A 13,496-nucleotide genomic window follows, 5' to 3' on the forward strand; every position below is an offset into this window, starting at 1 on the left:
AGGATCGCAAACGTTTACAATCTGAACTATTTAAATTTTAAATAAACCGCCGGCCTTGTGCCTGACGATTGAGGATACAGAACGAACAATCCGGCAAGAGAGAAGGATGTCATGAAGAAGATTGCATGGGTCACCGACAGTACAAGTACACTGGATCCCGCTTTTGCGAAGCAAAATCATATCTACATCGTACCGTTACGCATCGTATTTGGAGAGGAATGTTACCGGGAAACCGAGGACATCACATCTGAGATGTTCTATGAGAAGCTGGGGGAGGCTTCGCGTGCGAGTAGCTCACAGCCACCCATTGGCGAATTCATTGAACTATATGAGTCGTTGAAAGACAAGTACGATGAGATTATTACGATTCATTGCTCTACTGAACTTAGCGGAACGCTGCATACGTCCATGCAGGCTGCAGAGATTGCAGGAGTGACGGTGACCGCAATTGATTCAAAGGCAGGAGCCTATCCTCACCGTGAGATGATTATGCAAGGACTGGAATGGCAGAAGCAGGGATGTTCGGCTTCTGAGATTAAAGTCAATATTGAACAGATGATTGATAACATGTCCTTTTACCTCATACCGGCCAGTCTTCAGCATCTTCACCGCAGCGGTCGGGTGTCGGGTACGCAGCTCATTATCAGTCAGCTGTTGAAAATTCATCTGCTGCTCCGATTTGAAGAGGGCAAAGTAGTTGTGAATGAGAAGATTCGCACGTTCAAGCGTACCAAAGACCGTATGCTGGATATGCTCAAGCTGGATATGGAGAAAGTAAAGCATGTCTGTATCATGCATGCGAACAATCAGGAAGAGGCGGTCACCATCAAAAAGCAGATTTCAGATCTGCTCCCTAGATTAAAGACCGAGATCATGCCGTTCATTCCTGTGGTAAGTATTCATGCTGGAGCAGGAACGATTGGACTGTGCTGGATCCGCAGCGAGAACGGATATAGAGAGTAGACGTATAAGCGTTCATTCATCATCATTATTAACCTGGCGGGAAGCCTACTTGATGTCAAAGTGGCGATCCTGTCAGGTTTTTCGTATTGCATTGCCAATTCAATCAAACTGTGAGGTAATTAAGGAAAACGTTCATGTTGGAGGGAGACGAATGTCCATTCACCGCTTGTTGCTTGTAGAAGATGATCGTTCCATTAGCGAGATGGTTGGGCCTTATCTTGAAAAAGAGGGCTACGACGTTACATATGCATATGACGGATTGGAGGCGGAACATCTGTTTAGCCAGTCTAAGCCTGGCTACGATCTGGTTATTCTGGATCTGATGCTGCCACATCGGAGCGGCATGGATGTGCTGCAAACCATTCGGGCCATCAGTCTGGTGCCTGTACTCATTCTGTCAGCAAAGGATGGGGAAGTGGACAAGGCACTTGGGCTTGGCTTCGGTGCAGACGATTACTTGAGTAAACCGTTCTCGTTAATCGAGCTGACGGCCCGTATCAAAGCTGCAATTCGACGCGCCAATTATACCGTAGGGCCTGTGACTGAAGAAGCCAAAGATACGCGTATTCATATTGGGGGACTTGTAGTTGATATGGAGACATACGAGGTGGAGCGTGAAGGTACCCCTGTACGGCTGACATCCAAGGAATTCGGCATTCTGAAGTTATTTGTTACCCATCCAGGCAGAGTTTTCACCAAAGCCCAAATCTATGCTTCGGTCTGGAACGATCATTATTATGGAGACGAAAATATCATTAACGTACATATGCGTCGCCTTCGTGAGAAACTGGAGGTTGATCCCTCCGCTCCCCAATACATCAAGACGCTCTGGGGCATCGGGTATAAATTGGAGGTAGGACAGACATGACGCTGATTTTGGCTACCACTACAGCTATTCTGGTCATTGCGGTCATCGTACTGGGACTCAGGCTCCGCAAACGGAGCAAACATCTGTCCTACATTCATCACAAGATGTCAGCAATTCTGAATCAAGGGACCTTTGAACGGTTGCTCGTATTCGACAGTGATGATCAAGTCAGCCAGTTGCTAAAAGACATGAACCAGCTGCTGGATTATGCGCACCGCGCTAAGGCCGGTTATGCGAACCAGGAGAAGGAGATGCGCAATATGCTCTCCAACATATCTCATGATCTGAAAACTCCGCTCACGGTTGTTCTCGGATACAGTGAGACCTTGTTGCACAGTCCGTCATTGTCCGATCAGGAACGGAAGGCTATGACCGAGAAAATACAGGATAAGGCGCAGGAAGTGTTACGTCTGATCCATTCCTTTTTCGATCTGGCGAAGCTGGAATCCGGTGACACGGAGCTCGTTCTGAGTCGGGTAAATGTAAGCGAATTGTGCCGGTTGAAGGTGCTTTCCTTTTATGAAATGTTGACGAATCTGGGATTGCACGTGGATCTGGAGATACCCGAAGGTGATATCTTCGTGCAAGCGAATGAAGAAGCGCTGGACCGTGTACTGGACAACCTGATTACCAATGCAATGAAATATGGAGCGGACGGTAAGGTGCTTGGCCTATCACTCCAACATCGGATGGGTCGACCGGTAACGTTACAGATCTGGGACCAGGGCATAGGCATTCCTGAGAGTGAACACAGCCGCGTGTTCGAACGTATGTATACGCTGGAGGATTCTCGTAATCGCCTCTATCAGGGCAGTGGCCTGGGTCTGACGATCACGAAGCGGCTGGTCGAGCGGATGGGTGGAGACATTGATGTACATAGTGTGCCCTATCAACGAACTGTATTTTCCGTTATTTTAAAGGCTTGGTAGGAGCCATGGGGGCTTTCTCGACAAACGTAAGGTTTTTGTAAGAATTGATTAATAAAAAAGCAGACTTTTCTCTTTACAATACAGATATAAGAACCCGTCAGGGAGCGTAAAGGAGAACAAGAACGATGACTTATATCGCACGAACGATAGATGTGACCAAAGTATACGCAGGGGCAGAGGTTGTTTCGAACGTCAATATGAATGTCAGAAAAGGCGAGATTTACGGATTTCTCGGTCCGAATGGAGCAGGCAAAACGACCATCATGAAGATGTTGACCAATCTCGTCAAACCAACGGCAGGGGAGATCGAACTGTTCGGAGAGAAGCTGGTCCCGGATTCGTATGAAGTGCTGAAGCGAATAGGCAGCATCATCGAATATCCCTTTTTCTATGATAGACTGTCCGCCCGTGAAAATCTGGAGCTTCACTGTGAGTATATGGGATTTCACAACAAAAAGGTTATTGAGAGCAACATGGAAATGGTAGGTTTGAAGGATACGGGCAAGAAACCTGTCAAAGACTTCTCGTTAGGCATGAAGCAAAGGCTTGGTCTGGCTAGGGCACTTATTACAACACCCGAATTGCTCATCCTGGATGAACCAATCAACGGATTGGATCCCATAGGGATTAGAGAGATGCGAGATTTGTTCAAACGTCTGAGTAGCGAATATCGGATCACCCTGTTGATCTCCAGTCACATCCTTGGTGAGATCGAACAGATTGCGGACACGGTAGGTGTCATTCGTGGTGGTCGCCTGGTGGAGGAAGTATCGATGGAGAGCATTCGTGGAAGTCAAAATGAATACATTGAGCTACAGGCAGTAGATATCCGCAAAGCGACTTATGTCATTGAACACCAGCTTGGATTGAGCAACTATAAGCTGGTTGATGAACATTCGTTACGCATCTATGATTCTGGAATCATTCCATCGGAATTAACAACCAAGCTGATCCAGCATGGCGTCGAGATCGAATCCATATCCAAACGGGCTCACTCCCTGGAAGAACACTTCATGAACTTGGTGAAAGGGGATGGAGACGTTGCTTAAACTGATGCTGCTGGAAATGAGAAAACATCGATTCGCTGGTTATATCGGAGGCGCAGGCATTGCTAATGTAGCTATCCTCCTGTTCCTGATCTTGATTGGCTTCGCCGATAAGGGTGCAGAAGATTATCCCTTTGGCAGCTATGAAGGTTCCTTCATGATAATTGATACATTTACCCGAGCAACCTTTATCATATTTGCCGGAGCCTTGATATCGAAGCTGATCATCAGTGAGTACAAAAATAAAACGATGAACGTCATGTTCACGTATCCGATTAAACGGCATAAAATCATTGCAGTGAAATTGATGATTGTGTTTATATTCACCTTTGTGATGATCATGTTCTCCAACCTGCTGATGGGAGCTATACTGATCACCACAGATCATTTCTACTCCTTCATTCCGGAGGCATTGTCGATCGATGAAGCCTGGCGGTTGTTAGTTAAATATACGATCAGTTCACTTTCTGCGGCAGGCATGGCCCTGATTCCTCTATTCTTCGGTATGCGTAAGCATTCCGTTACGACAACTATGGTCTCTTCCATGCTGCTGGTGTTGGTTGTCTGCTCCGGATTCAACGGCAATGGATCAGAATTGTCCATTCATTCGCTAATCGTTATTCCTCTGACCCTGGGAGCTATTGGTCTATGGATCGCTTCGCTCTCCATGGTTCGTCTGGAGACCAAAGATGTGAACTGAATCACCCTGAACACCAAGCTCCGTATGGCTTCAGATGCCATTGACATCCGCTCGCACAAGGGATAGAGTAATGTCAACTGAGACATGAAGGAGAATACAATTACTATGACAATTCCAAAAACATTAACAATAGCTGGCTCGGACACGAGCGGTGGCGCAGGGATTCAGGCTGATTTGAAAACTTTTCAGGAGCTGGGTGTGTATGGCATGACCGTGTTGACTACGGTTGTAGCGATGGAGCCCGATACATGGGATCACCAGGTCTTTCCTGTGGAGTTAAATGTGGTCGAAGCCCAGCTTCGTACCGTTCTGGACGGTATTGGTTTCGATGCGATGAAGACAGGCATGCTCGGTTCTGTAGATATCATTGAACTGGTAGCAAAACACATTCGCCGCAGTGGCTTACCACAGATCGTTATCGATCCGGTGATGGTCTGCAAAGGTACAGATGAAGTACTGCAACCGGAGAATACGGAAGCTATGATCGAATTCCTTTTACCCGGGGCTGATCTGGTTACACCGAACCTGTTCGAAGCATCCCAACTGGCGAAGAGTGGACCGATCCGCTCCAAAGAACAGATGGAAGCAGCGGCAGCTGCCATTCATGCGCACGGTTCCAAACATGTTCTGATTAAGGACAGAGGTGTGATTAACCCGGGTAAAGCAATGGATCTGCTCTTTGATGGAACCAACTACGAATGGTTTGAAGCCGATGTTGTCGGCTCCGGATATACGCATGGTGCGGGCTGTACCACGTCTGCGGCCATTACCGCAGGTTTGGCTCGCGGTCTTACAGTGAAAGAGGCTGTTCGGGAAGGCAAAGCCTTCGTGACCAAAGCGATTGCGGGTGGATTCCCGCTGAATCGTTTTGTAGGCCCGACACTGCATGTGGCACACCGTCTGGAGCATCAACGTTAAGGGTGAAATGAATGCGCGCCGATAGCGCATGATCCCTGAGAAAAGCTTCTGTTCTATTCAAGTAGCTGTCAATGAGCATAAGATTGCTCAGTGGCAGCTTCTTTTTTTTTGCGATTTTCGTTAAAAAATAGTAACTTTTGGTATATATTAGTCGTATATAACATGGAGTTCATTTCAGATCACGTCTGGACACATGAACGACACATGGAATAGGTATGTTAACATCAGAAATTGAAAAAGGAGAGTCGGCCATGATCAGAACAGTGCTTCTGGTGGAAGATGAAAGCCGCATTCGTGAGATTGTGGCCGATTATTTCATAAAAGAACAATGGAACGTCATTGAAGCGGAACATGGAGTCCAGGCATTGGAGCTGTTGGCTCTGCATGAGGTTGACCTGGTCATTCTCGATGTTTTGATGCCTGAAATGGATGGATGGACATTATGCGGTCATATTCGGTCCCAATCCACCGTACCTATTATCATGCTGACTGCACGATCCGAGGATGATGACAAGATTCATGGATTCCAGCTGGGCGTAGACGATTACGTGACCAAGCCGTTCAGTCCACGGGTGCTGGTTGCACGAGCAGAGACATTAATGAAACGCGTTCAAGGTGCGATTGGACGGGAGCAGGGTGTGATCCGCTTTGGTCAGGTAACCCTTGATCCGTGGGCACGCCGGCTGGAGAAGGATGCAATTGAAGTGGAACTCGCCCCCAAAGAGTACGATCTGTTGCTGTATTTGGTACGTAATGCAGGCATTGTATTGTCCCGTGAAGCCATTTTGAATCGGGTATGGGGATTTGATTTTGATGGTGACTCACGTGTAGTGGATACTCACATCAAAAAGCTGCGCAGTAAATTGGGCGAGGATGCGACGTGTATCCGGACCGTCATTGGTACAGGATACCGTTTTGAGGCAGAAGCATGAGAAGAAATGGCGTAACGATGAAGCTGTTCCTGGTCATGGCAGGATGCCTGGTTCTACTATATGGGACGACCGTTTTTGCCCAGCTGTTCTGGTTCCCCGACTTCTATCAACATCAGAAAATCAGCAGTATAAAGAAAAAACTGTCCAAATTCGAGCAGGCGTATTCCAACGGACATTGGAGGGATATACAACTTGCCAAGGAAACCGGGAAATTCATGCGCCAGAATCAGTCACATCTGGTCATTCTCACCAATACCGGGAAGCTGGTGAATGACCCGTTCCACATTACACTGCTTCAGGAAGACGGAACCCGGGTGAAGGTTTCCCTGTCCCTGTTTATTAATAGTGAGAATGCGAGTTGGATTACATCCCATCTGAAATATGGACAGGAATTGACGGTGAGGGGTCCGGCAAGCGGTCTGAAAGAACCGATGGTCTATCCATTCCAAATTCAGGACGTGAATTCTACCGCATGGGGAACAGAGAGTCTTCAAGAATCAATTGAACCGGTGCAGGAATGGTCTGGCGTACTTACCGAGGTGGTTCTTCCCAATCTGGCAACGTGGAGCCAGAGACAAGGCTTGCTGGTGCAGGCACTGGACAGTCGCTTTCCGTTGTCTACGGAAGACCAGCGTTCCTTGGCGAATGGCAAGATGCTCAATGAAGAATGGACAGATAGCTGGAGCGGTGTTCGCAATGTCATCACCATTGCTCCGGTGCACAACTTCGGTTCCGGGCAGCAACTGATCTTCACGCTGACATCTCTACAGGAGATGAGAGAAGCGAGTGAGGCCACACGGTTGTTCTATGGGTACTTCGGTATTGGCGCATTTGTATTGATTCTGTTGCTGGCGTTACTCCTGTCGCGAATTGTAACGAAGCCGCTCTTGGCCTTGAATCATGTCGCGAAGAAGATGTCGACCCTAGATTTCACCGTGAAGTCACCCATCCGGCGTAATGACGAAATCGGCAGTCTGTCTAATAGTCTGAATGCATTATCAGGAACATTGGGTCAGACGTTGGAAGAGTTGCGGCAAGCCAATACCCAGATGCGAACAGATATGGAGATGAAGCAGCAGATTGAACAGCGCCAGCGCAAGTTTTTCGCAGATGCATCCCATGAACTCAAGACACCAATTAGTATTATCAAGGGGTACTCCGAAGGACTGAAGGATGGCGTGAGTGAAAGTAAACGGGAGCGTTACATCGAGATTATTGCCGATGAAGCAGTCAAAATGGAAATGATGGTTGAAGAGATGCTGGATCTGGTACGGTTGGAATCCTCAGCAGTCAAGTTGAACACGGGTGCCGTTGCTCTGGCAGACATGATTGAAGATATCGCCGGTCGTCTGGGCCCGCAACTGAAGGATAAAGGGTTGGATGTCGTGCTGGTATCCACAACGGAACAGACGGTTGAGGGTGACCGGAGTAAGTTGGAACAAGTTATTTTCAACATCATGATGAATGCTATACGTCATTCGGTACCCCATACCGATATAATGATTGAGATTAACAGGCAGGAAGGCTGTGTTCGCATCTCCATTGAGAACAAAGGCGAGCAGATCGCTGAAGCCGAACGCCAATTTATATGGGAGCGATTCTATCGCGTAGAGCGCTCACGTAATCGCAAAATGGGGGGACCGGGCTCGGCCTGGCCATTGCGAAGCAGATTCTCGATCTGCATGGGTGCAGTTATGGAGTGGAGAACACGCCGGACGGAGTGCGTTTTTATATTATTTTTCCTAATGCCTAGTACGAAAGGGAGTCAATTCTTATGAAATCTTTACCATCCATTTTAACCTTGGGGAATCTGAGTTCAGGTATGCTGGCGATCATTATGGCTATTCACGGTGAGTTCGCCTTGGCGGTGATGATGATATGGGTAGCGATGTTCTTTGATCTGTTTGACGGGTATGCAGCCCGCAAATTGCATTGTGAGGGTGAATTCGGTAAAGCGCTGGATTCGCTTGCAGATGTAGTTTCATTCGGAACAGCACCTGTGCTGATCCTGTATCTGAATTCAATGACCGAAGTAAATATGCTGGGTATGGCGCTGACAGCATTGTTCCCGGTGTGTGGTGCATTACGACTCGCTCGTTACAATTGTCAGAAGACACCTAGCAGTGGTTTTGTCGGCATGCCGATTACATTTGCAGGTGGTCTCATGTCCTTCTTTGCACTCTGGAGTCCTTATTTCACGAATGGTGTAGCCTATCTCGTCATTATTGCACTATCTGGTCTCATGGTGAGCCAAATCCGATTCCCATCACTAAAACAAGTGCTAGCCTCTCATGAGAAGGATATAGTGGAACCGAAATAAGGAGCGAGTCAGTATGGAATTTGCTAAAGAATTTATTGGTCAATATGGATATTTCGCAATTTACGGCCTACTGGCTCTGGGTGTCATTGGCATGCCCATTCCGGATGAGGTGATGATGACGTTTGTCGGCTATCTTGCTTCCATTTCGGTATTGAATTACTCCGTATCCATCGCTGTAAGCTTCGGTGGCGCATTTACCGGTGGGCTGCTCAGCTACATGATTGGTAAGAAGGCGGGCAGGCCACTGTTTGACAAGTATGGCAAGTGGATCGGCGTCAATGCCAAGCGCTTCAGCAGGGTGGAGTCGTGGTTCCTGAAATATGGATATTGGTCCATTATCCTCGGTTACTTCATTCCAGGCATTCGTCATCTGATGTGCTGTTTCTCCGGGATGAGCCGTATGGCGATCGGTAGATACATTGTAGTATCCAGCATTGGTGCATTTGTGTGGTGTGTTGTCTTTATATCTATTGGATTCTATGTCGGTGTGTTAACTTGATATGGGACAGCCTGTGTTGCAAAAGCAACGGACCAGGATCGAAGACCTCTTAAATATAAGGTGGTCTTTTTTTGTTGTAGAAGTAACGGATCAGCTTGTGCCTTGTGTGCTAAAGTGGCTCTGGTGATCTAAGCGTTATAAGTGACTCCAAGTGACTCCAAGTAACTCCAAGTAACTCCAAGTAACTTCGCATTTTTCTAACGAACTCAGGTAGTCTTATTATCGGCGATATGAGCTAAGTTGAAATTCTAACGAATCTCAGCAACCTTATTGTACGAAAAAACCTGATAAAGAGTCATGAATTACTCTTTTTGATCAAAATAAGGTTTCCTGAGTTCGTTAGAAAGTGAGAAGGTGTGATATCCTTCAAATAGCTTCTCTGATGTTCGTTAGAAAAGAAATGTGTTCTACTCCCAGTCGTCTCTTTCAGGTTCGCAAGGAATAAGTTCGGTAACGTTGAGTGCCACTAGCCACATATACGACTTGTTGATTCATCAGGCTGTGTAGAATCCTTCGAGCGTGATGGTCGGTAATTCGCAAGTGTGCCGCCAGCTCAGAAGGAGCGAAAGGACGAATGATGTGTCTGGCATAACGAACGGTCTCGGCTTCAAGCCAATTGAGGGATGGCGGTACATCAGTGGCCATGAATTTCCCCATAAAAGAAAGCACTAGCTGCTGGCACCGTTTAGGTTCGTCCTTAATGGAGAGATAAGCGATCGGTAAAAAAATCCAATCATCCAGCGTAAGCAGACAATGCCGCCAGCATAAATCTTTGAAACGCCGAACATCCAGATCACGGGCATGTGGTCCGTATCCTTGAATCTCAATGCCACCCTTAACGCCGTTACCCGGCATATAAGCCAGATCCAGATACCGATAGCCATTGTGAAAGTCGCGAACTTCCCATTCGGGCTGTAGATGGTTGAAGTTTTTCATCACCGGGAACCATACGGAACGCAAAAACTCCAACGTGCCATGTTCAAGTCCATGCTCTATTCTGGCACGTACTCGCGGGTTCGTTTCCTTCGTCATAAGGGAGTACAACCATTCTTCATAGGCCACTTCAAAATCACTGCTCATCGCTTTCATTTCCTCCTCATACTCGTATAAAATACAAAAAGCCGCTTCGATCATCCCCAAGCCTTCTGGTTTGAAGGTAGGAATTAATCAAAGCGGCGTGTGCTTCACGACCGATGATTGTTGCTTTAATCAAGTATAGCTCCAAGAGCTGGATCATTTCAATACCTTTAAAGCGGCATACTTGCAAAAGGTGAGTACCCTGTATTAGTTACCCACCAAGATGTGATTCCTCAATACTTTGTTCAACCCGTTGCTCACCCTTCTTACGTGCAAAGGTGATCTTGAGCAGAGGTGGCGTAACCAATGTGGTGATGATGACCATGATGACGACGCTGGTAAAGTACTCTGGATCGAGCAAGCCGGAGGCAAGTCCGGTGGAAGCGATAATCAGGGCAACTTCACCTCTGGAGATCATACCCGCGCCAATTGCAATGGATGATGAACGGTCGAACCCGGTTAACCGCGCACCAATCCCTCCACCAATAAGTTTGGTCACAATGGCGATGAGACTGATCACAACGATGAGCCAGATCTGTGAGCCAACTCCATCAAAGGTGACATTTAAGCCGATACTGACAAAGAATACCGGCACAAAAATCCCGTAGGCAATCGGCTCAATTTTGGTTTCTACCTCATGTTTGAAGTTCGTCTGTGATATCGCAATCCCTGCTGCAAAAGCACCAATAATACCTGCAACACCCATCCACTCGGCAAAGTACGAAAAGACAAAACAGATAATGAGTCCTGCCGTTATCACCGTCTCAGTGACCCGTAGAGGGGCCATCCATTTCATAATCCGTGGAACAAGCCACCAGCCTGCTGCGAAGATAATGACAAAGAACAAAAGTTTCTTGCCAATCAACCATGCAATAGAGACATCTCCTCCACCAGTTCCAAGCAGGCTCATCATGACTGCAAGCAGAACGACGACGAGCACATCATCTACAACGGCTGCACCCAGAATCGTAGTCCCCTCGCGTGAACCCAACTGATTCATATCCTTCAACGTTTGCACAGAGATGCTGACTGAAGTTGCACAGAACAACAGTCCGAAGAAGAGCGCGTGTGCCTGTGACATACCGAAGGCTATAGCCGAACCGTATCCTCCCACGAAGGGTAAAATAACGCCGCCGACGGCTACTGCAAAGGCAGCCTTCCAGTTTTTCTTCAATTGCTCCAGATCGGTTTCAAGTCCCGCGATGAACATCAACAACAAGACCCCAATCTCGGCCATATCATGAACGAAATCCGTCTTCTCCACCCAACCTAGCAGTGCAGGTCCAAGGATGACACCGACAATCAGTTTCCCCAATACCGAAGGTTGACCCAGTCGGACAGACAGATCACCAGCAAGTTTCGTAAAGATCAGAATAAGGGCAAGTACCAACACAAATTCCATAGGTGTACTCCTCTCCGTCAGTCGCGTCAATAGGTTAACCTGTCCAAGGGTGAAACATCCCGCTCCAAGTCTGAGCATACCAAAAGGCATGCAACGACTTTGATAAAGTGCCGTTCCATGCCTGAAAAAGAACAAAGAGGACCCTTGGTGACAGGCTCCTCCATGTTCAACGCGTATGTGATTAATTGCGTTAATTATACCACATATGAAGGATTCGGTAAATGGAAGCCGGATTGAATTTGATTGAAAATAGCCGTAAAGGGACATTTTATAGGGGAGGGAAGCGGTTTTGTTCAGAGTGTTGTCACTTAACAGCCCGGAAATGGCGATATATAATGATATAGAACATAGAAGTTAGGATATGAGGAGGATTTGGCATTGGGCAAAAAGGACAAAGGGGAATCGAACATTCAATCCCCGAGCAGCAATAAAAATTTCGCAGGTATCATTATCACGATTTCCATTCTCGCTAATGTCATTATTTTATTATTGTTTTTCGCACCATCCATCGGGTACAAAGGCGATGTCGCTTTTGATATTACGGTGTTGCCGCGGTTTAATGCCGTGTTCAACAGCTTCACCTTCATCTTCCTGCTTGCAGCGCTCATTGCTATTATCAAGCGGAATGTGAAGTTGCACAAACGTTTTATTCTTGCTGCATTCTCAACAACGCTGCTATTCCTGGTGACGTATCTGTCATTCCACTATCTCTCACCAGAAACGTCCAAGTACGGCGGCGAGGGCATCATTCGTTCGATCTATTTCTTCATTCTGATCACGCACAGTATTTTGGCAGCCCTGATTGTGCCATTGGCGTTATTTACGCTGGTCTGGGGTTGGACGAATCAATTGAAGAAACACCGCAAAATTGCACGCTGGACCATGCCGATCTGGTTGTATGTCAGTTCTACAGGTGTCGTGGTATACCTGATGATGGCACCGTATTATTAATGTCATGAACGTTTCATGGTGCTAATTAGTCTGAAATGATGATAAGCCGAAGTAGGTTCATGAATTTTACTGAGTTATATCATGTACGACATGTGGGTCATGTTTCCATGGAGGGAGGTTCACGGTTATGTATAGAGTGGTTTTGATACGTCATGGACAGAGCATGTGGAATGTGGAGAACCGTTTTACCGGTTGGACGGATGTGGATCTGACGACCGATGGTTACGCTGAAGCTCGGAAAGCAGGGGAAATCCTGAAGGAGCAGGGGTTTGATTTTGACTATGCCTATGCTTCGGTATTGAAGCGTTCGATTCGAACACTCGATATTGCGCTGGATGAGATGGACCTGATGTGGATTCCCATTACGAAGACCTGGAAGCTGAATGAACGCCATTATGGTGCACTCCAGGGACTGAACAAACAGCAGACTGCTGTTAAGTATGGGGAAGACCAAGTGAAGGAGTGGAGACGCTCCGTTAGCGTATCTCCCCCGGCATTGGACGAAACCGATGAGCGTTATGTGCAGGATTTGGACAAGTACAAGCGGCTGGATTGCACCATTCCGTTCACCGAGAATCTGATGGATACATCGAAGCGGGTGCTGGAATATTGGAATGCTGAGATTAAACCGATGGTGTCTGCTGGCAAAAGAGTGCTAATCTCTGCGCATGGCAACACGCTCCGTTCACTCGTCATGCATCTGGACCAGTTGTCCGAAGCAGACGTAATGGCGCTCAATATCCCGACAGGCATTCCGCTTGTCTATGAATTGGACGAAGACCTGCATCCCATCGGACACTTTTATCTGACCGCGGATGGCTCAACGTTCAAACATGAAGAAATGACCCATGTTGCCACTCCATCCGATTAATCGGAATGGACGCGTGTGGA

Annotated in this window: 14 protein-coding genes; 12 read left to right on the forward strand and 2 right to left on the reverse strand. The window is 47.2% G+C overall.

Annotated elements, in window-relative coordinates; translation table 11 throughout:
* Nucleotides 1–111: 111 nt before the first annotated feature.
* The 10 genes from C0Q44_RS09705 (at nucleotide 112) to C0Q44_RS09750 (ending at nucleotide 9,175) form a co-directional block, all read left to right on the forward strand.
* On the forward strand, nucleotides 112–963 hold the full coding sequence (locus C0Q44_RS09705) for a DegV family protein (RefSeq protein ID WP_105407046.1): 852 nt from the start codon (nucleotides 112–114) through the stop codon (nucleotides 961–963).
* A gap of 151 nt (nucleotides 964–1,114) precedes the next feature.
* The gene (locus tag C0Q44_RS09710; protein ID WP_308737398.1) at nucleotides 1,115–1,831 is read left to right on the forward strand and encodes a response regulator transcription factor; all 717 of its coding nucleotides are present in this window, start codon (nucleotides 1,115–1,117) and stop codon (nucleotides 1,829–1,831) included.
* Entirely contained in the window at nucleotides 1,828–2,760 is a 933-nt protein-coding gene (locus C0Q44_RS09715) for a sensor histidine kinase (protein WP_105407047.1), read from the forward strand. Before C0Q44_RS09710 ends, C0Q44_RS09715 begins: the two co-directional genes overlap by 4 nt.
* A 125-nt stretch (nucleotides 2,761–2,885) precedes the next feature.
* Nucleotides 2,886–3,809, forward strand: a complete 924-nt coding sequence (locus tag C0Q44_RS09720; RefSeq protein WP_105407048.1) for an ABC transporter ATP-binding protein — start codon at nucleotides 2,886–2,888, stop codon at nucleotides 3,807–3,809.
* Between the two features lie 16 nt (nucleotides 3,810–3,825).
* Nucleotides 3,826–4,506: an ABC transporter permease gene (locus C0Q44_RS09725; RefSeq protein ID WP_181150912.1), complete on the forward strand. Its 681-nt coding sequence runs from the start codon at nucleotides 3,826–3,828 to the stop codon at nucleotides 4,504–4,506.
* A gap of 105 nt (nucleotides 4,507–4,611) precedes the next feature.
* Nucleotides 4,612–5,424 carry a bifunctional hydroxymethylpyrimidine kinase/phosphomethylpyrimidine kinase gene (gene thiD / locus C0Q44_RS09730; RefSeq protein WP_105407050.1) on the forward strand — a complete coding sequence of 271 codons (813 nt, stop codon included), beginning with the start codon at nucleotides 4,612–4,614 and terminating at the stop codon, nucleotides 5,422–5,424.
* A gap of 251 nt (nucleotides 5,425–5,675) precedes the next feature.
* Complete coding sequence (locus C0Q44_RS09735; protein WP_105407051.1) at nucleotides 5,676–6,356, forward strand: response regulator transcription factor; 681 nt, start codon at nucleotides 5,676–5,678, stop codon at nucleotides 6,354–6,356.
* Nucleotides 6,353–8,134, forward strand: a complete 1,782-nt coding sequence (locus C0Q44_RS09740) for a sensor histidine kinase (RefSeq protein WP_105407052.1) — start codon at nucleotides 6,353–6,355, stop codon at nucleotides 8,132–8,134. The genes C0Q44_RS09735 and C0Q44_RS09740 overlap by 4 nt, the downstream gene beginning before the upstream one ends.
* Entirely contained in the window at nucleotides 8,131–8,676 is a 546-nt protein-coding gene (gene pssA, locus C0Q44_RS09745) for a CDP-diacylglycerol--serine O-phosphatidyltransferase (RefSeq protein WP_105407053.1), read from the forward strand. Before C0Q44_RS09740 ends, pssA begins: the two co-directional genes overlap by 4 nt.
* 13 nt (nucleotides 8,677–8,689) lie before the next feature.
* A complete protein-coding gene (locus C0Q44_RS09750; RefSeq protein ID WP_105407054.1) occupies nucleotides 8,690–9,175 on the forward strand; it encodes a DedA family protein in 486 nt (161 codons plus the stop codon).
* Between the two features lie 426 nt (nucleotides 9,176–9,601).
* Here the strand turns inward: C0Q44_RS09750 and C0Q44_RS09755 are convergent, their stop codons facing one another.
* On the reverse strand, nucleotides 9,602–10,255 hold the full coding sequence (locus C0Q44_RS09755; RefSeq protein ID WP_105407668.1) for a transcriptional regulator: 654 nt from the start codon (nucleotides 10,253–10,255) through the stop codon (nucleotides 9,602–9,604).
* Nucleotides 10,256–10,463: 208 nt separating this feature from the next.
* Complete coding sequence (locus C0Q44_RS09760) at nucleotides 10,464–11,654, reverse strand: cation:proton antiporter (RefSeq protein WP_105407055.1); 1,191 nt, start codon at nucleotides 11,652–11,654, stop codon at nucleotides 10,464–10,466.
* Nucleotides 11,655–12,032: 378 nt separating this feature from the next.
* On the opposite strand from C0Q44_RS09760, the gene C0Q44_RS09765 reads away from it, so the two are divergent.
* Entirely contained in the window at nucleotides 12,033–12,605 is a 573-nt protein-coding gene (locus C0Q44_RS09765; RefSeq protein WP_105407056.1) for a DUF420 domain-containing protein, read from the forward strand.
* A gap of 127 nt (nucleotides 12,606–12,732) precedes the next feature.
* On the forward strand, nucleotides 12,733–13,476 hold the full coding sequence (gene gpmA / locus C0Q44_RS09770; protein WP_105407057.1) for a 2,3-diphosphoglycerate-dependent phosphoglycerate mutase: 744 nt from the start codon (nucleotides 12,733–12,735) through the stop codon (nucleotides 13,474–13,476).
* Nucleotides 13,477–13,496 lie beyond the last annotated feature (20 nt).

This window comes from Paenibacillus sp. PCH8 (assembly GCF_002968835.1).
Taxonomy (GTDB): Bacteria; Bacillota; Bacilli; order Paenibacillales; family Paenibacillaceae; genus Paenibacillus.

Bases quoted from the DNA above. Each gene is read 5' to 3' on its own strand.
- C0Q44_RS09705 (WP_105407046.1), top strand. From the start codon at position 112: ATGAAGAAGATTGCATGGGTCACCGACAGTACAAGTACACTGGATCCC.
- C0Q44_RS09710 (WP_308737398.1), top strand. From the start codon at position 1,115: ATGTCCATTCACCGCTTGTTGCTTGTAGAAGATGATCGTTCCATTAGC.
- C0Q44_RS09715 (WP_105407047.1), top strand. From the start codon at position 1,828: ATGACGCTGATTTTGGCTACCACTACAGCTATTCTGGTCATTGCGGTC.
- C0Q44_RS09720 (WP_105407048.1), top strand. From the start codon at position 2,886: ATGACTTATATCGCACGAACGATAGATGTGACCAAAGTATACGCAGGG.
- C0Q44_RS09725 (WP_181150912.1), top strand. From the start codon at position 3,826: ATGAGAAAACATCGATTCGCTGGTTATATCGGAGGCGCAGGCATTGCT.
- thiD (WP_105407050.1), top strand. From the start codon at position 4,612: ATGACAATTCCAAAAACATTAACAATAGCTGGCTCGGACACGAGCGGT.
- C0Q44_RS09735 (WP_105407051.1), top strand. From the start codon at position 5,676: ATGATCAGAACAGTGCTTCTGGTGGAAGATGAAAGCCGCATTCGTGAG.
- C0Q44_RS09740 (WP_105407052.1), top strand. From the start codon at position 6,353: ATGAGAAGAAATGGCGTAACGATGAAGCTGTTCCTGGTCATGGCAGGA.
- pssA (WP_105407053.1), top strand. From the start codon at position 8,131: ATGAAATCTTTACCATCCATTTTAACCTTGGGGAATCTGAGTTCAGGT.
- C0Q44_RS09750 (WP_105407054.1), top strand. From the start codon at position 8,690: ATGGAATTTGCTAAAGAATTTATTGGTCAATATGGATATTTCGCAATT.
- C0Q44_RS09755 (WP_105407668.1), bottom strand. From the start codon at position 10,255: ATGAGCAGTGATTTTGAAGTGGCCTATGAAGAATGGTTGTACTCCCTT.
- C0Q44_RS09760 (WP_105407055.1), bottom strand. From the start codon at position 11,654: ATGGAATTTGTGTTGGTACTTGCCCTTATTCTGATCTTTACGAAACTT.
- gpmA (WP_105407057.1), top strand. From the start codon at position 12,733: ATGTATAGAGTGGTTTTGATACGTCATGGACAGAGCATGTGGAATGTG.